We start from the raw sequence: 17,796 nt of genomic DNA on the forward strand, positions 1-17,796 counted from the left end.
AGGCTGATAAACCTTACTTCAAGTTGGAATAATAAGCAGCAAGATTAGCAATATCAGCGTCACTTAGCATTGAAGCCTGCGCCTGCATTACAGCGGCTAAGCCACCATTACGCTGCTTAGTTTTATAAGCATTAAGTGAGGATACAATGTATTGCTCATTTTGCCCCTTTAAATGCGGATACCCAGGAATAACGGCCATACCATTTGCTCCATGACAAGCTGCACAAATTGCCGCTTTTGCCTGCCCTGCTGCAGCGTCACCGGCAGCCAAAGCCCCACCGCTAACGATACTACTACAAGTAACGACCAACCCTATCGCTATTTTCTTTAACATACGATTCCTTCCTCTCTGAGTGTATCTCTTTTCTACTATACGGTTGTGGTATAAATAAAGTTTATTTATACCACTGAATTTCTAGATCTTGCCCCGCATACTGTTTATCAATAAACAGACCAACGATAGCGACAACTTGATCTCCACACATCACAACCGGCAATCGCTTTCTTTGCCAAGGTGGGATCGAATACTCTTGAAAAAGTTTTTTAACCTTACGGCTATGACCCCGACCGTTGGGATGAGCAACTAAACCCTCTGGATTAAAATGTATCTCCAGTGGGTGATTTAATGCTTTCCTATCTATTTTCCCAGACCAGCACGTTAAAGGATCAGAGGCATTCATTGCTAACGTTATTGTTCCTAAACCATCAGGCAAATGACAGGCTTTATCACAAGAAAGTGACTGTGAAAAATTTGATAAATCTTGATAATCATCAATAAAGTATAGATGCTGTTGGAAACGACGGATAATTTTATGACTACAAATAAATTGTGGCGCAGCATCACTTTGAGCAAGCGCAACTTGTTGCCAAATAGAGGTTAGTTGATCTCGACTTGGCATAGGTTGCCCCGCATGAGAAAACCACATTCTAATTAATCGATTTCTAGATAATTCACTTTGAGTCGTGAGTTTTTCAATCGACAGTTGCCCTTCCGGCCCTAACATACCATTAAAGATTGGCGTTAATAGCTCATCTAATAATGACTCTTGCTCAGCACACAAGCTTGCACTACGTTGTACCGCTTGTTTTATATTTGGCCAACGATGAATTAATGCCGGCGATATATCATGGCGAATAAAATTGCGGTCAAAACGTTTATCTTGATTACTTTCGTCTTCAACCCAGTCAAGGTTATGTTCACTTGCGTATGATTCAATATCATGGCGTGAAACATGTAACAGAGGTCGCAGCATAGACCCTTGAGCAAGAGGCATGATCTCAGGCATTGAAGATAAGCCTTTTGGCCCACTACCGCGCTTTAGCGCCAGTAAGAAGGTCTCTAATTGATCATCACTATGTTGCCCAGTCAGCAATAGGTCACCGTGGGCTATATGCTTAGCGAGTGATTGATAACGCGCATCCCTTGCCATCTGCTCAATACTATCGCCAGAAGCCATATCGAGCTTTACACGCTCAATAAAGACCGGAATATTGTTCTCCTTCCCCCAAGTCTGACACTGCATTGCCCAATCATCGGCATTGCCACTTAAGCCATGGTGAACATGAACAGCAAAACACTCTACTTGAGGATGTATAGCACGGTATTGAGCAAGTAAATCTAATAGAACACGCGAATCAACACCACCACTTAATGCCAAAATTAATCGAGATTGAGGCTGACGGTGATGGTTCATTTTCTGCTGAAATTGAGATAAAAGAGAGGACATAAAAAACCTATATATAAGAAAAAAGGCTGGAACAAAGTCCAACCTTTCAAAACCATTGACCGATTAATCAACAGTAACCATAACTCATTAGACGCTGGTAGCGACGAGCAAGTAATGCTTCTTGATCAAAGCTTTCTAATTCATCAAGCTGCTTTAATAGCGTTGCCTTAATGTTTTCTGCCATGATAATTGGATCGCGATGAGCGCCACCTAATGGCTCTTCGATAATCTCATCAATGAGTTCAAGCTCCTTTAAGCGCGGAGCCACAAGTCCCATCGCTTCTGCTGCTTGTGGTGCTTTATCTGAGTCACGCCATAAAATCGATGCACAACCTTCAGGTGAAATCACCGAATAAGTTGAGTACTGCAGCATGTTGACATAATCACCAACACCAATCGCTAAAGCACCACCAGAACCACCTTCACCAATCACATTACAGATAACAGGTACTGTTAAGCCTGACATTACCTTTAGGTTTTTAGCAATCGCTTCTGATTGACCACGCTCTTCAGCACCAACACCTGGGTAAGCTCCTGCAGTATCGATAAAAGTAATGATCGGCATTTTAAAACGCTCTGCCATTTCCATTAAGCGCAAAGCTTTACGGTAACCTTCAGGTTTTGGCATACCGAAGTTGCGGCGTACTTTTTCTTTCGTCTCACGACCTTTTTGATGACCGATAACCATAACAGGACGACCATCTAAACGAGCCATACCACCAACAATCGCTTTATCATCAGCAAATGCTCTATCACCAGCAAGTTCATCAAACTCGGTAAAAGCGTGCTCTAAATAATCCAATGTATAAGGACGTTGTGGATGGCGAGCTAGTTGAGCAACCTGCCAAGCACCTAGATCACTAAATACTTTCTTTTTAAGCTCTAAGCTTTTTTTCTCTAACTGAACAAGCTCTTTATCCAAATCAACGGATGCATCACCACTATTACGTGAAACATCACGAAGCGCTTCAATTTTAGCTTCAAGCTCTGCGATAGGTTTTTCAAATTCCAGAAAGTTTGGGCTCATCAATGAATCCTTATTGATTTAATCTTATTATCATCAATCTTGCGAAGATAAATAATCATTAAATTTTTAGTTAAATTCGAGTTCTACCTGGTTATTACCAAGTAGCTGTTTTAATTCGTCTAGTAATACGTCACTTGGCGTCACTCGCCACTCTGTACCCAAAGCCAACCGTGCGCGAGCATCTTCTCGTTGGTAGTATATATTGACTGGAACAGTACCAGCTCTATAAGGCTCTAATATTTGAGTGAAACGTTCAAAAAAGGCACCATCAACGAGGCTGCTTTTGAGGGAGATAGACACCCCTCGTACATATTTTTCTCGGGCTGACCCTAGATCCATGACTTCACGTGCTGACATTTTAAGGCCACCGTTAAAGTCATCAAAGCTGACCTGTCCAGAAATAACCACTATTTTGTCTTTTTCTAACAATTCAGCGTAACGATCAAGCGCATCTGTAAATAACATGACTTCCATACGCCCTGAACGGTCATCGATCGTCATCAAGCCAATGCGATTTCCTCGCTTCGTTGTCATGACACGAGCAGCAATAACCAAACCAGCAATAGTCACTGACTGGTCACGTCTTGTTGGAACAGCATCAACTAAGCGACAACTGGTATATTTTGATAACTCTTTGAGATACGCATTAACTGGGTGCCCCGTTAAGTATAAACCCAATGTATCACGTTCACCTTCCAACCATACTTTTTCTGGCCAAGGTTCAACTTGAGTGTACTTTTTCTCGACCTCTTCTGGTGCATCCGTTAACACACCAAACATATCCGACTGACCAAATGATTCTGCATGATGGTGCTGGCTTGCCGCTTTCACTGCATCGTTTAAAGATGCCATCATGGCAGCACGATGCGGACCGAGTCTATCTAGCGCTCCAGAATAAATCAGTTTTTCAATAACACGTTTATTGACTTTCTTAATATCAACTCGTGCACAAAAATCAAAAAGATCTTTAAAGTGTCCACCCTTATTGCGTGCTTCGATAATGATATCGATAGGGCCTTCACCAACGCCTTTTATCGCACCAATACCATAAACAATGGCACCATTTTCATCAACATTAAAGCGATAAAGACCAGAGTTAATATCTGGTGGTAATAGCTTAATTTTCATACGTAAGCATTCATCAACCAAGCCAATAACTTTTTCAGTGTTATCCATATCGGCTGTCATTACCGCTGCCATAAATTCCGCAGGATAATGGGTTTTAAGCCAAAGCGTTTGGTAAGAAACCAGTGCATAAGCCGCTGAGTGGGATTTGTTAAACCCATAGCCAGCAAACTTTTCTACCAAGTCGAAGATTTTCATCGCCAACTCGCCATCAACACCATTTTTCTCTGAGCCTTCTTTAAAGATAGAACGCTGCTTTGCCATCTCTTCTGGTTTTTTCTTACCCATAGCACGACGTAGCATATCAGCTCCGCCTAGGGTATAACCTGCCAAGATTTGGGCAATTTGCATAACTTGTTCTTGATACAAGATAATGCCGTAGGTTGGCTCAAGCGTCTCTTGCAATGAATCATGCTGCCAAGTAGCGTCGGGATAAGAAACCTCTTCGCGACCATGTTTACGGTCGATAAAGTTATCTACCATCCCTGATTGCAATGGACCAGGACGGAACAAAGCTACCAAAGCGATAATGTCTTCAAAACAGTCTGGTTGTAGACGTTTGATCAAGTCCTTCATACCACGGGATTCTAATTGGAATACCGCTGTAGTTTCAGAGTTTTGTAACAGGCGAAATGAAGCTGGATCATCTAAAGGGATCGACTCAATATTGATCGACGCCTTACCTTCTTTCTTAAATCGCGCATTGACTAAGCCAAGTGCCCAGTCAATGATAGTCAGTGTGCGTAGACCTAAGAAGTCAAACTTAACTAAGCCAGCCGTTTCTACATCATTTTTATCAAACTGAGTAACAGGAAAGTGACCATCTGCATCACAATAAAGTGGCGCAAAGTCGGTAATGGTTGTTGGCGAGATAACAACGCCACCAGCATGCTTACCGGCATTACGAGTACAGCCTTCCAAAATGCGACACTTATCAATTAACTCACGCACTTCTTCATCGGATTCATACAGGCTCGGCAAAGCAGGCTCTGCTAAGAATGCTTTGTCTAATGTCATGCCCGGATCCGGTGGGATCATTTTTGAAATGCGATCAACAAAACCAAATGGGTGACCTAGAACACGACCTACATCGCGAATTACCGCTTTAGCCGCCATTGTACCGAAGGTGATGATCTGTGATACCGCATCTCGACCATACATCTCAGCCACGTGATCAATAACCAAATCGCGTTTGTCCATGCAAAAATCGATATCAAAATCGGGCATCGATACACGTTCAGGGTTCAAGAATCGTTCAAAAAGCAGATCATATTCTAGTGGGTCAAGATCGGTAATATCTAGTGCATAAGCAACCAATGAACCAGCACCTGACCCTCGCCCAGGACCAACTGGAACATCGTTATCTTTTGACCATTGGATGAATTCCATTACGATCAAGAAATAGCCTGGGAACCCCATATTGTTGATAACTTCAAGCTCGATCTTTAAGCGATCATCATACTCTGGTCTACGTGCTTCTCTCTCTTTCTCATCAGGGAATAAAAAGGCTAAACGACGCTCTAAGCCTTCTTCAGACTTCTTAATCAGAAAGTCTTCAATTTTCAGCCCTTCAGTGGGGAAGTTAGGTAGAAAGTACTCACCTAAACGCACGGTGGTATTACAACGTTTCGCTATCTCAACACTGTTTTGTAGTGCTTCTGGGATATCAGAAAATAGCTCACACATCTCCTCTTCAGTACGTAAATACTGTTGTGAGCTGTAATTTTTTGGACGCCTAGGATCAGCCATCGTATAGCCATCATGTATCGCTACACGGATTTCATGCGGTTCGAAATCCTCTTCAGCTAAGAAAACAACCTCATTCGTTGCAACAACCGGTAAGTCTGAATTTTCAGCTAACTCTAGTGCAAAGTGTAAGTACGTCTCTTCATCAACTCGACCCGTTCTAGTCAACTCTAAATAGAATCGATCTGGGAAGTGAGTTTTATAAAACTCAACGCATGAGTCAACCAGTGGTGCGTTGCCTTTTAACAGTAATTTACCGACATCACCACTTTTACCGCCAGACAGTATAATTAGCCCTTCGTTATGTTTCGCTAACCACTCTTTATCAATAACAGGTTGATGCTGCACATGCCCACGTAAGTAAGCCTCTGAAATTAATAGCGTTAAGTTGTTATAGCCTTTATTGTTCATTGAAATGACGGTCACTTTGCAGAGTTCATCACCTAACTCTGCTGACTGCATCATAAAATCAGCGCCAATAATCGGCTTAATACCACTACGATGGGCATTTTCATAAAACTTAACCAGCCCGCATAGGTTGGTAAAATCGGTTAAAGCCATTGCTGGCATACCTAATGCTGCGACTTTTTTAACTAACGGTGGCACTTTAGATAAGCCATCCACCATAGAGAAATCACTGTGAACGCGTAAATGGACAAATTTAGGATCTGACATCAATTAAATCCCTAGCGCACGTTTAACGGGTTTAAAACTTTTACGATGTTCTGCGATCACGCCATGCTTTTCTATCGCTTCAAAATGCGCTTTGGTTGGGTAGCCTTTATGCTTGGCAAAACCAAATTCAGGATGTAATTTATCCAATGCTTCCATCTCCTGATCACGCACAACTTTAGCAATAATTGAAGCGGCACTAATTTCTGCCACGCGCATATCCCCTTTCACGACAGCAAGCCCTTCCATTGGCAGTTGAGGAACGCGGTTACCATCGATTAATGCAAAGTCTGGCACGACATTAAGCCCTGCAATAGCTCGCTGCATTGCGACCATAGTGGCTTGTAAAATATTGAGTTGATCAATTTCTTCTGGCGAACAACGACCTACAGCCCAAGCGAGCGCCTTTTGTTGGATTTCTGGAAAAAGAGCAAGACGTTTTTTCTCTGACAACTTTTTAGAGTCATTAAGCCCTTCAATCGGATTATTGGGATCTAAAATAACCGCAGCGGTAACCACATCTCCAACTAAGGGACCTCTACCTACCTCATCCACACCTGCAAATAGCTGAAAACCTTGTGGGTACTCAAACGGAGGCCATTCTTTTTTATCTTTTACTGTCGCCATACTTGGTCTCAATGATCGTTATTGTTGTGCAATTAAATGTAAAACAGCTTGAGCCGCTTGTTGATCGGCATCTTTTTTTATCCAGTGATGCATTTCTGTAAACCGGTCAATTAATGGCTGGTTATCTTGTGTCAGTATTTTCTCCGTTGCAGGGAAGAGGTTATCAGGATGACATTCATCAAGTACATACTCTTTCACTAATTCCTCACCTGCTAAAATATTAGGCAATGACACATGATCTGTCAGCATAAGCTTCTGAACGATCCACCCCGTTAAACGGTTAACTTTATAACCAACCACCATTGGGCGCTTGAGTAGCATGCACTCTAAGGCAACCGTTCCCGAGGCTAATAACACGGCATCTGAAGCTGTGATAACATTTTTTGCTGTATCTTGAATAATAGTAAATTCGAGTTCAGGCGCAACGGCTTGCCAGATTTGTTCAAATTGCTGCTGGCGTTTATCATTCACGGCAGCAACTACAAAGCCTAACTCAGGGTATTTGGCATTGAGACGCTGACAAGTTTCAATAAACGGCTTAGCAATAAGGCTCATTTCACCACCGCGACTACCTGGTAGTACCGCTAACCACTGCTTATCTGGATTTAAATCTAATAATTCTTGTGCTTGTGCTTTATCGGGCTGTAATGGAATACTATCGGCTAAAGTATGTCCAATAAATTCGCAAGCAACGTTATATTTATCATAAAAATCTTTTTCAAAAGGCAAAAATGCTAAAACTAAATCGGTGGCTGCGTCAATTTTGAAAATACGCTTTGGTCGCCAAGCCCAAACGGATGGACTGACGTAGTGTACGGTTTTAATACCTGCCTTTTTTAGATCCAACTCTAAACGTAAGTTAAAATCAGGTGCATCAATACCAACAAAGACATCAGGTGGGTTATCAGTAAAATAACGCACTAAATCCGCTTTGACTTTCAATAATCGTCTTAAGCGGCCTAATACTTCGACTAACCCCATAACGGCAAGCTCTTCCATATCAAACAGTGATTGGCAGCCTTGAGCCATCATTTTAGGACCACCAATACCGATAAACTCTGCATCAGGATACTGAGCTTTAATCGCCTTGATAAACCCCTCACCCAATGTATCACCAGATAGTTCGCCAGCCACGATACCTATACGTAATGGTCTATTCTTTTCCAACATAGTTCTTCCTAAAATGATGGTACAAAAACACAAAAAGACCGCTGTACGTACAGCGATCTTTATTCATCGTTGGATACCTGGGGTAACTAACGAATAATACCGCGCGTTGAATTCTCAAATAAGTCTAGGAACCCTTTTAACACTGGGAATTCCGTTAGCTCTTTTTCAATTTCAACTTTAGCTTCTTGCAGCGTATTACCGTTACGATAAATAGCTTTATAAGCTCGGCGTATTGCATGAATTTCTTTTTTCTCAAAACCACGACGTTTTAACCCTTCGATATTAATACCAAATGGTTTGCAGTGGTTTCCTTGCGCCATAACGTAAGGAGGAACATCTTGCACAACAACTGATGCACCGCCAATGAAGCTATGCGCTCCCACAGTACAGAACTGATGCACTGGCGATAATGCTGAAACAATAGCGTAGTCTTCAACCGTTACATGCCCGGCTAAAGTCGCATTGTTACCCATAATGATATTGTCACCAACAATACAATCGTGAGCAATATGAACGTTGACACAGAAAAGGTTATCACTACCTACTGTTGTAATGCCTTTGTCTTGTACTGTACCACGGTGCATCTGAACGCTTTCACGAATAACATTTCGATCGCCAACCACAAGGCGAGTATCTTCACCTTGGAATTTCTTGTCTTGGCATTCTTCACCGATAATCGCAAATGGGAAAATACGGTTGTCCTGACCGATGACAGTGGGACCTTTAATGACGACATGCGACATAACTTCGGTTCCATCGCCAATCTCAACATTACTCGTAATGTAAGTAAATGGACCAACCGTTACATTAGCACCAATTTTAGCGCCATCTTCAACAACAGCTGATGGGTGGATCTGAGCGGTTTGATGTATCATATTAAAACTCTCTGCGTGCACACTTAAGTTCAGCGGAACAAACAACCGTACCATCGACTTTTGCTACGCCATTAAATTGAGCAATACCACGACGCTCTTTAAGGAACTCAACTTCAATAATTAATTGGTCACCCGGTACGACCGGCTTGCGGAACTTCGCTTTATCAACACTAGCAAAGTAATAAAGCTCATTTTCAGCCGGTGCACCAAATGATTTAAATGCAAGTAGACCCGTTGCTTGCGCCATCGCTTCAAGGATAAGCACGCCAGGAAAAACCGGCATTTGAGGAAAGTGACCTGTGAACTGGGGCTCATTTACTGACACATTTTTTATAGCCGAAAGATGCTTACCTTCTTCAAAATTAGTCACGCGATCAACTAGCAAGAATGGGTAGCGATGAGGCAAAAGCGACTGAATTTCAGTAATATCCATCGTTTTATTTTCAGTAGTCAAAGTCATATTCCTATTTGTAAACTTTTAATATATGGAAATTATAGACAAACAAGACCCGCCTATCGCGAGTCTTGTTTGAATTAAGTCGACCCCTAGGATTCGACTTTTTTCTCAATGTTTTTTTCTAATGCTCTAAGTCGCTTATTCATATCATCGATACGGTGTACTCGAGCAGCCGTTTTGCGCCAATCTTTATTGGTTTGCAATGGTATGCCCGATGAGTACATGCCTTTTTCTTTGATACTACGAACCACCATGCTCATCCCTGTTAGGGTGACACCATCAGTGATTTCGATATGACCATTAATAACGCTACCACCACCAATAATGCAATACTTACCAATAGTCGTGCTACCAGCAATAATCGTCCCACCCGCTAAGGCTGTGCCGTAACCAATATGAACGTTATGAGCAATTTGTAGTTGGTTATCAATGATAACGTTACTTTCAATAACAGTATCATCTAAAGCGCCACGGTCGATCGTTGTACAAGCACCGATCTCAACGCGATCACCAATACTAACTGAGCCAACTTGAGGGATTTTGATCCACTCTCCTTTCTCGTTAGCATAACCAAAGCCATCTGCACCAATGACGGTATTTGACTGAACTAGGCAAGAGTCACCGAGCTTCACATCATGATAGATAGAGACATTAGCCCATAAACGAGTATTTGCACCTAATTTGGCATTTTTACCAATAAAGCACCCTGCGCCGACAACGACATTATCACCAAGAGTAACACCTGAATCGATAACCGCATTTGCGCCAATAGACACATTTTCGCCTACTGTAACATCTGCTGCGATTACTGCCGATGGAGCAATCTCATCAGCAGGCTGTGGTGTAGTATCAAGCGCTTGAGCAACTTTAGCAAAAGCAATATACGGGTCACTAACCACAATAACATTAGATGTACAAAGCGTGCGCTCAGATTCTTTAACCATTACAGCCGTTGCTTTACATTCAGCTAAATGCTTCACGTACTTAGCATTTGAAAGGAAGGTAATATCTCCCTTACCTGCTTTATCCATTGGTGCAACAGAAGTGATGGCTATGTCACCATCACCGTACAGTTCACCACCAACAATTTCAGCCAACTTGGCCAGTGTCATATCTAGCATAGTATTCTTATTTTAATTGCTTAATTACAGCTTCAGAAATGTTAAATTCTGGTTTTGCATAAGGCACTGCTTGAATTTCAAGAATGATATCGTAGCCTTCTTTTTTCGCTACGTTATCAACAGCGGCTTGAATTTGTTGAAACAGTTTCTGTTTCTCTTGAGCTTCACGCTGCTGACTTTGTTGCTCTAAAGCTTGACCTTTAATCTTAAAGTTGCTGTCTAATTGACCAATTTCAATACGTAGCTTTTCGACTTCACTAGGGCTTAGTAGCTCGCCATCACGCTTCAGTTTTTGAATTTTCGTTTCTGCTTGTGATTGAATGGCTTGTAACTCTGCAGCCTTATCTTTAAATTCATTTTGTAGTTTTTGTAATACAACTTCACGCTGTGGCAATGCCTGAAAAACTTGAGCGGTATTCACATAACCAATTTTTTGTGCAGCATCTGCAGCATTAGCAAATAAAGAAGTGCTTAATACTACTAAACCAAGACCCGCTGCTTTAATCATTTTGTTCAAAATATAATTCCTTTAAAGATTAGAAAGTTTGACCGATGGTAAATGTAAAGACTTCTTCATCATCACCTTCGTATTTTTTCACCGGTTTTGCTAATGAGAATACTAGAGGTCCCATTGGCGACATCCACTGTAATGCCGCACCGTAAGAGGCACGGTAGTTTGATGGATCTGAATAATCGTAATAATATTGGTTACCCGAGTTTATGTTATCTGGACGATAAATAAATTCGGTATCCCACACACTCGCCATATCAAAGAAGATACTGGTGCGAATTTGGTTGCGAAATTCATCAGAAGTAAATGGTGTTGGCACGATAAGTTCAATACTTGCTAGTGCGACAGCGTTACCACCGATTGAATCTTCTGTGGCTTGCAAGTCAGGGTTATTACCTGTTGATGAACTATCGTAAACCGCTTTAGGGCCTGCTGTATTAGAGCCAAAGCCACGTAATGTTGTAAAACCACCCGCATAGTAGTTTTCATAGAATGGGAACAAGTTATCATTGCCATCCGTTTGCCCATAACCATTACCATAACCTAATCGCCCACGTAATAAGAGTGAGAAGTCATGATTTTTGGTAATAGGGAAATACTGACGAATATCATACTGAACTTTAAAGTACTGAACATCCGAACCTGGCGTTGTCATTTTATAGAACGCGCGTTGGTGGTTGCCCGCCGTTGGGAAGTAGCCTCGGTTTAAGTTGTTACGTGTCCATGAGATGTTAACATCAAAATCATTAGTTTTGATCTGCGTTGCATCACAGTCACCTAAGCTACATAAAAAGTTTTCAATTTGAACGTTTGGATCTAAGTTTGAAATCTTGTTATGTGTAAAACCAACCCCAAATTCTAGGCGGTTTAATTCATCAAACGGGAAGCCCCACGTTAAACTTGTACCATAACTTTCGTTGGTATAGTCGACAATATCGGCTTCTGATGCTTCAAACTCATTGTAGAAAACTTTACCACCAAGGCTGACACCATCCAAGTTCCAGTACGGATCACGGTAGTCTAAGCTAATATTTTTTTGATAGTCGTTCATCATCGCATTCACACCAACACGATTACCAGAACCAACAAAGTTATCTTGCTGTAGACCAACCTGGAAGCTAACACCAGATTCAGTACCATAACCGACACCAAAGTTAATGCTGCCCGAGTTGGCTTCTTTTACGTTATAAACAAGATCAACCTGATCTTCACTACCAGGAACTCGTACGGTTTGCACATCAACAGTCTCAAAGAAGCCAAGACGATTTAATCGACCTTTACCCGTTTCAATGGATTTCGAGTTTAACCAGCTACCTTCCATTTGGCGCATTTCACGGCGAAGTACTTCATCTTTGGTTGAGTTATTACCAGTAAAACGAATATCGCGCACATAAATACGACTACCTGATTCAATATTAACGCTTAAAGAAACGGTTTTATTTTCATCATCAAATTCAGGAATAGTACGAACTTGAGGGTAAGCATAACCCGCCTCACCAAGTACACGTTTGACGTTTTCTTCTAACGCCGTTACTTGAGATCCGCTGTAAGTATCACCAGTCTCAAACGGCACCATTTGCTCAAACTCGACTTCTTTACCAATTAAAGTACCGCGAAAGTTCACATCCTCAACACTGTAGGCTTCACCTTCATTAAGACCAAGCGTGATATACACCCCTTTCTTATCTGGTGAGATAGCAACCTGAGTTGAGTCGACTTGAAACTTTAAGTAACCACGATCAAGATAATAAGATTTTAATGCTTCAATATCACCAGCTAAGACTTGCTTCTGATATTTATCATCAGATAAGAAATTCCACCACGCTACATCAACATTAAGATTGAAGCGTGACAATAACTCACTGTCGGTAAACTGTGTGTTACCAATAAAGTTGATCTGCTTAATCTTTGCCGAAACACCTTCAGTAAAAACGAATTTCAAATCTGAGCGATTACGTGGAAGAGGCGTTACAACCGCTTGAACGGTGGCATTATATTTACCAACACTGTAGTAAAAATCTTCGAGCCCCTTCTCGATATTACTTAACTTAGTGCGATCTAAGGCTTCACCTTCTCGTAAACCTGACGCATCTAAGTTCTGCTGTAACTGCTCTTCTTTAATCGCTTTATTGCCTGAAAATGAAATACTAGCAATAGTCGGACGCTCAGTGACTTGCACGATCAGTACATCACCATCGCGTTTCACTTCAATATTTTCGAAGTTGCCAGACGCATAAAGTGCTTTGATGATCTGAGAGATATCTTGCTGATCAACAGAATCACCAATACGTACTGGCATTTTTAGCAATGCAGCACCTAAGGCAACCCTCTGTAAACCTTCAATCTGAATGTCTTGAACGACGAAATCTTCTGCACCGTTTGCGGCCACACTAGTTGCGAGCGCTGTCGCCAACAAAATCTGCTTAATTGCCATATATATTCTAATTATTCCTTGCTACTGCTTGGTCTACCATTGGAAAAATCATAGACGACTAAAATCGTTAAATATTGCTAAAGCCATTAAAGAAAAGAGAATTGCACTACCTAAACGGTAACCTATCTCCTGTACTTTTTCAGGAACTGGACGGCGGATCACAGCTTCAATGGCAAAGAACAATAAATGTCCACCATCAAGCATAGGAAGTGGAACTAAATTAATAATACCTAAGTTAATACTAATTAGCGCCAAGAAGCCTAAGAAGTAAGCAATGCCATAATCCGCAGTAGCACCAGCCCCTTTCGCAATTGAAATTGGCCCACTTAAGTTATTTAAGCCCACATCTCCTACAATAAGTTTTTTCAACATACTAATAGTTAGACCGATAACTTGACCCGTCTTATCAAAAGCTTTCTCTATGGATTCAAATACACCATATTGGAGGTCAAATCGATAACTTTCTGGCCATTCTGCGACCTGAGGTGCAATACCTGCAAAGCCTATCGTTTTAGCACTTGAAACTTTGCGGCTATCTGGTACTAGGGTTAATTGAGTCGTTTGCCCGTTACGATTAACATCAATTAGCATCGCCGTTTCAGGGCTAGCTTGAATGCCTTCGACAACTTGCTGCCACTTTGTCACAGCGACACCATTAACTGCAGTGATGGTATCACCAACCTTCAAACCTGCTTTTTCACCAGCACTACCTTCACTGATGTTAACCAACAACATGGAAATTTCAGGACGGTACGGTGTAAAACCTAATGTTGTCATGGCTGATTCTGTTTCTGGGTTATAACGCCAGTCACGAATATCTAAAACTTTGGTTTTTTCTTGGCCTATTTCATCGGCAGCACTCACCGTGATAACCATTTTATCGTCACCAATATGAGAGATTAAGCCCATATTAACCGATTCCCAATCTGCGGTTTTGATTCCTGAAATGGACTTTAGTTCCATACCTGGTTCAATTCCTGCTTGAGCCATAATTGAATTGGGAGTTACATCACCAATTACAGGCTTAACAGCAGGAATACCAATTAAGAAAACTAACCAATAAGCAAAAATTGCAAAGAGGAAATTAAATATAGGACCAGCTGCAACTATGGATGTTCGTTTCCAGAGAGCTTGTTTATCAAAAGCTAAATGGTGCTCGGTTTCATCAACCTCTTCAACACGGCTATCGAGCATTTTCACGTACCCGCCTAAAGGGATCATCGATAGACTATATTCCGTACCATCTTTACCGATGCGGCTCCAAATCGATTTACCAAAACCGATGGAGAATTTTTCAACCCTCACTCCACAGCGACGTGCCACCCAAAAGTGACCAAACTCATGCACGGCAACTAAAATACCTAATGCAATAACAAATGAAGCAAAGTTCCACAGGATACCGGTCATAATATACGCTCACGAATCACATCAAGGGCAAGGGATCTCGCAATAGCATCAAGCTTTATCAAGCTATCTAAATCATCGACTTGCGAGTCTTTATGTGTTGCACAGATACGAGATAATACCACTTCATTAACAATAGCTATATCGGTAAAGCGAATCTTGTGAGTTAAAAAGGCATCCACGGCAATTTCATTGGCTGCATTTAACGCTGTTGTCGCATATTGCCCTTCATAACACGCATCAATGGCTAGTTTTAAACATGGGTAACGAGCAAAATCAGGCTCTAAGAAGGTTAACTCGCCCACCTGAGTAAAATCTAGTGGTTTAACACCAGCATCAACACGGGCAGGATAAGCCATTGTGCATGCGATAGGGGTTGCCATATCAGGCTCACCCATTTGAGCAAGTACTGACCCATCTTGGTATTGAACCATCGAGTGGATAACCGACTGCGGATGGATAATGACTTTTAATTGCTCACGTGATGCATTAAATAACCACTTAGCTTCAATGTACTCTAACCCCTTATTCATCATGGTCGCAGAGTCAACAGAGATCTTTGGTCCCATGGACCAGTTCGGGTGGTTAACAGCTTGCTCTGGTGTTACGCTTGCCAGCTCTTTGACATCGGTATAACGAAAAGGACCACCTGAACCGGTTAGTAAAATATGATTGATACCATGACTGGTTAAATCACAACGACCCAAGTTCTCTTGGATAGTGGTTGGTAAGCATTGAAAAATTGCGTTGTGCTCACTGTCTACAGGAAGTAGCTCAGCGCCATGCTTTTCGACTGCATCAATAAAAAGCTGCCCTGACATAACTAAGGCTTCTTTATTGGCGAGTAATATACGTTTACCTGCTTTAACTGCAGCCATGGTAGGAATAAGACCAGCGGCACCAACAATGGCTGCCATGACCGTATCCACTTCATCTAACGAAGCAACATGACACATGCCTTCTGTTCCACAGAGTACCTGTGTTGTTAAACCTAAGGCTTGCAATTGCTCCGTTAGCAACTGTGCAGCACTCTCAGAGGCCATCACAGCGTAAACAGGTTGCCATGTCTTACACAGTGCAACCATTTTTTCTACATTCGAGCCTGCCGCTAAAGCGATGACGGTAAAACTCTCTGGATTTTGCTCTACGACTTTTAAAGTACTTGTACCAATTGAGCCTGTTGCTCCAAGAATTGTTAACTTTCGCATCAATAATGACCAGTCGTTAATAACAGAGGTAAGGTATAGCCCTACCTCTATTAACTAAAAAATAAAGTATAGAAGAGTAAATACAGGGAATGCCGCTGTTAGGCTATCGACTCGGTCTAAGATACCACCGTGACCGGGAATGATATTACTGCTGTCTTTGATGCCTGATACTCGTTTAAACATACTTTCTACCAAATCGCCAAGCACTGAAATAATAACAGTAACTAACGTAATGATAAGCATATGCAAAGGACTGGAAAACTCAATATTAAACCAATCAGCACAGAACCAAGCAACGATCATTGCAGCAATAACACCGCCAACTAAACCTTCGATGGTTTTATTCGGGCTCACTGCTGGTGCCATCTTACGTTTACCAAATGCTCGACCTGTAAAGTACGCACCACTATCGGCAGCCCATACAATAAAGCACACAAACATTACAAGCTTAGCACCATGGTAAGTGTCAACTTCAATGTTGGTTGCTCTTAAGATCAAGATACTCCAAAAGAAAGGTAGTAAAGTGAGTACACCAAACGCATGACGCAGTAGGGTTGACTCTTGCCAAGTTGCTGTCGATTTCGGGTAAGTAATAGCAAGACCGCTAGCGACTACCCACCAAAAACTACCTATCATTAAGATAGCGTAATGGCTCGCTGACAGCGCATTTAAACTTGCCGCATCAGACGCAATAACAAAGTAGCTGCCTAAACTAATAACAACGGTTGGAATCAAGGCTAAATAACGTGATTTGTGCTCAACAAACTGAGTCCACTCCCAAAAGCCAAGCAGTGTAATGACCGCCAAAGCAAGCATAAACAGAGGAAGAGATAACTTAAAGATGCCCAATATCACTAAAGGGGCTAAAATCAACGCCGTAATAATTCGTTGTTTCAAACTAATTAATCCTTATTCAGATTCCATCATGAGAGCTTTAATTTGCTCACCAGTACAGCCAAAACGTCTTTCTCGGTCAACAAACCAAGTAACCGCTTCAATCAAACTTTCTTGACCAAAGTCTGGCCAATGTTGCTCGGTAAAATACATTTCAGCATAAGCTAATTGCCAAAGCATAAAGTTACTAATGCGACACTCACCACTTGTTCGTATCAATAAATCCACCTCTGGAATGTCAGACATGGTTAGATGCTTGGTGATTAAAGCTTCATCAATATCATTCGGGAAGAGTTGACCAGATTCAACTTTTAGCGCAATAGCTTTCATCGCCTCGGTTATATCCCACTTACCGCCATAATTGGCAGCAACATTGATGACCATACCGGTGTTTGATGCAGTGAGTGCTTCCGCTTCAGCTATTTTTATTTGTAAACGCTCACTAAAACGGCTTTTGTCGCCAATAATTCTTAAACGTAAATTATTTTTGTGTAACTTTTTTAGTTCACTCGACAAAACCGTAATAAAAAGCTCCATCAGCAAACCAACTTCTTCTTCTGGACGACGCCAGTTTTCACTGCTAAAAGCGAATAAAGTGATAGCTTGGATTTTGAGCTTAGCGGCGGCTGAAATTGTTTTTCGTACAGCACTTACCCCTTTTTTATGTCCAAATACACGAGGTTTACCATGGGATTTAGCCCAGCGACCATTACCATCCATAATGATGGCAATATGTTTTGGAAGGGAGTCTGAAAAGATTTGAGAATTAGGCATAAGAGTAAGTTATGATCAATCAGC

The 17,796-nt window shown here is 41.6% G+C and carries 15 protein-coding genes; all 15 read right to left on the reverse strand.

Annotation, left to right across the window (positions count from 1 at the left end; genetic code table 11):
* Positions 1-13 precede the first annotated feature (13 nt).
* Positions 14-334 carry a cytochrome c gene (locus BCU68_RS12725; protein WP_102565122.1) on the reverse strand — a complete coding sequence of 107 codons (321 nt, stop codon included), beginning with the start codon at positions 332-334 and terminating at the stop codon, positions 14-16.
* A gap of 61 nt (positions 335-395) precedes the next feature.
* The gene (gene tilS, locus BCU68_RS12730; protein WP_102565123.1) at positions 396-1,727 is read right to left on the reverse strand and encodes a tRNA lysidine(34) synthetase TilS; all 1,332 of its coding nucleotides are present in this window, start codon (positions 1,725-1,727) and stop codon (positions 396-398) included.
* A gap of 67 nt (positions 1,728-1,794) precedes the next feature.
* Entirely contained in the window at positions 1,795-2,754 is a 960-nt protein-coding gene (gene accA / locus BCU68_RS12735) for an acetyl-CoA carboxylase carboxyl transferase subunit alpha (RefSeq protein ID WP_102565124.1), read from the reverse strand.
* Positions 2,755-2,820: 66 nt separating this feature from the next.
* Positions 2,821-6,300: a DNA polymerase III subunit alpha gene (dnaE, locus tag BCU68_RS12740; protein WP_102565125.1), complete on the reverse strand. Its 3,480-nt coding sequence runs from the start codon at positions 6,298-6,300 to the stop codon at positions 2,821-2,823.
* A gap of 3 nt (positions 6,301-6,303) precedes the next feature.
* Positions 6,304-6,924, reverse strand: a complete 621-nt coding sequence (gene rnhB / locus BCU68_RS12745; protein ID WP_102565126.1) for a ribonuclease HII — start codon at positions 6,922-6,924, stop codon at positions 6,304-6,306.
* A gap of 18 nt (positions 6,925-6,942) precedes the next feature.
* Complete coding sequence (gene lpxB, locus BCU68_RS12750) at positions 6,943-8,094, reverse strand: lipid-A-disaccharide synthase (protein ID WP_102565127.1); 1,152 nt, start codon at positions 8,092-8,094, stop codon at positions 6,943-6,945.
* Between the two features lie 86 nt (positions 8,095-8,180).
* Positions 8,181-8,969, reverse strand: a complete 789-nt coding sequence (gene lpxA / locus BCU68_RS12755) for an acyl-ACP--UDP-N-acetylglucosamine O-acyltransferase (RefSeq protein WP_102565128.1) — start codon at positions 8,967-8,969, stop codon at positions 8,181-8,183.
* A 1-nt stretch (position 8,970) separates the two neighbouring features.
* Positions 8,971-9,423: a 3-hydroxyacyl-ACP dehydratase FabZ gene (gene fabZ / locus BCU68_RS12760; RefSeq protein ID WP_102565323.1), complete on the reverse strand. Its 453-nt coding sequence runs from the start codon at positions 9,421-9,423 to the stop codon at positions 8,971-8,973.
* A 92-nt stretch (positions 9,424-9,515) separates the two neighbouring features.
* Positions 9,516-10,547 carry a UDP-3-O-(3-hydroxymyristoyl)glucosamine N-acyltransferase gene (lpxD, locus tag BCU68_RS12765; RefSeq protein WP_102565129.1) on the reverse strand — a complete coding sequence of 344 codons (1,032 nt, stop codon included), beginning with the start codon at positions 10,545-10,547 and terminating at the stop codon, positions 9,516-9,518.
* 7 nt (positions 10,548-10,554) lie between these two features.
* The gene (locus BCU68_RS12770; protein ID WP_198591737.1) at positions 10,555-11,055 is read right to left on the reverse strand and encodes an OmpH family outer membrane protein; all 501 of its coding nucleotides are present in this window, start codon (positions 11,053-11,055) and stop codon (positions 10,555-10,557) included.
* A 28-nt stretch (positions 11,056-11,083) separates the two neighbouring features.
* A complete protein-coding gene (gene bamA, locus BCU68_RS12775; protein ID WP_102565131.1) occupies positions 11,084-13,492 on the reverse strand; it encodes an outer membrane protein assembly factor BamA in 2,409 nt (802 codons plus the stop codon).
* Positions 13,493-13,540: 48 nt separating this feature from the next.
* Positions 13,541-14,899: a sigma E protease regulator RseP gene (rseP, locus tag BCU68_RS12780; RefSeq protein ID WP_102565132.1), complete on the reverse strand. Its 1,359-nt coding sequence runs from the start codon at positions 14,897-14,899 to the stop codon at positions 13,541-13,543.
* Positions 14,896-16,104, reverse strand: a complete 1,209-nt coding sequence (gene ispC / locus BCU68_RS12785) for a 1-deoxy-D-xylulose-5-phosphate reductoisomerase (RefSeq protein WP_102565133.1) — start codon at positions 16,102-16,104, stop codon at positions 14,896-14,898. Before ispC ends, rseP begins: the two co-directional genes overlap by 4 nt.
* Positions 16,105-16,158: 54 nt before the next feature.
* Positions 16,159-17,001, reverse strand: a complete 843-nt coding sequence (locus BCU68_RS12790) for a phosphatidate cytidylyltransferase (RefSeq protein WP_102565134.1) — start codon at positions 16,999-17,001, stop codon at positions 16,159-16,161.
* 12 nt (positions 17,002-17,013) lie between these two features.
* On the reverse strand, positions 17,014-17,772 hold the full coding sequence (locus BCU68_RS12795; RefSeq protein ID WP_102565135.1) for an isoprenyl transferase: 759 nt from the start codon (positions 17,770-17,772) through the stop codon (positions 17,014-17,016).
* Positions 17,773-17,796 lie beyond the last annotated feature (24 nt).

It is taken from the genome of Vibrio sp. 10N.286.49.B3, from assembly GCF_002873395.1.
GTDB lineage: Bacteria > Pseudomonadota > Gammaproteobacteria > Enterobacterales > Vibrionaceae > Vibrio.

Excerpts from the sequence above, each read along its gene's own strand:
- accA (WP_102565124.1), bottom strand. The coding sequence starts at position 2,754 with ATGAGCCCAAACTTTCTGGAATTTGAAAAACCTATCGCAGAGCTTGAA.
- lpxD (WP_102565129.1), bottom strand. The coding sequence starts at position 10,547 with ATGCTAGATATGACACTGGCCAAGTTGGCTGAAATTGTTGGTGGTGAA.
- rseP (WP_102565132.1), bottom strand. The coding sequence starts at position 14,899 with ATGACCGGTATCCTGTGGAACTTTGCTTCATTTGTTATTGCATTAGGT.
- ispC (WP_102565133.1), bottom strand. The coding sequence starts at position 16,104 with ATGCGAAAGTTAACAATTCTTGGAGCAACAGGCTCAATTGGTACAAGT.
- tilS (WP_102565123.1), bottom strand. The coding sequence starts at position 1,727 with ATGTCCTCTCTTTTATCTCAATTTCAGCAGAAAATGAACCATCACCGT.
- BCU68_RS12770 (WP_198591737.1), bottom strand. The coding sequence starts at position 11,055 with ATGATTAAAGCAGCGGGTCTTGGTTTAGTAGTATTAAGCACTTCTTTA.
- bamA (WP_102565131.1), bottom strand. The coding sequence starts at position 13,492 with ATGGCAATTAAGCAGATTTTGTTGGCGACAGCGCTCGCAACTAGTGTG.
- BCU68_RS12795 (WP_102565135.1), bottom strand. The coding sequence starts at position 17,772 with ATGCCTAATTCTCAAATCTTTTCAGACTCCCTTCCAAAACATATTGCC.
- rnhB (WP_102565126.1), bottom strand. The coding sequence starts at position 6,924 with ATGGCGACAGTAAAAGATAAAAAAGAATGGCCTCCGTTTGAGTACCCA.
- BCU68_RS12725 (WP_102565122.1), bottom strand. The coding sequence starts at position 334 with ATGTTAAAGAAAATAGCGATAGGGTTGGTCGTTACTTGTAGTAGTATC.
- dnaE (WP_102565125.1), bottom strand. The coding sequence starts at position 6,300 with ATGTCAGATCCTAAATTTGTCCATTTACGCGTTCACAGTGATTTCTCT.
- lpxA (WP_102565128.1), bottom strand. The coding sequence starts at position 8,969 with ATGATACATCAAACCGCTCAGATCCACCCATCAGCTGTTGTTGAAGAT.
- lpxB (WP_102565127.1), bottom strand. The coding sequence starts at position 8,094 with ATGTTGGAAAAGAATAGACCATTACGTATAGGTATCGTGGCTGGCGAA.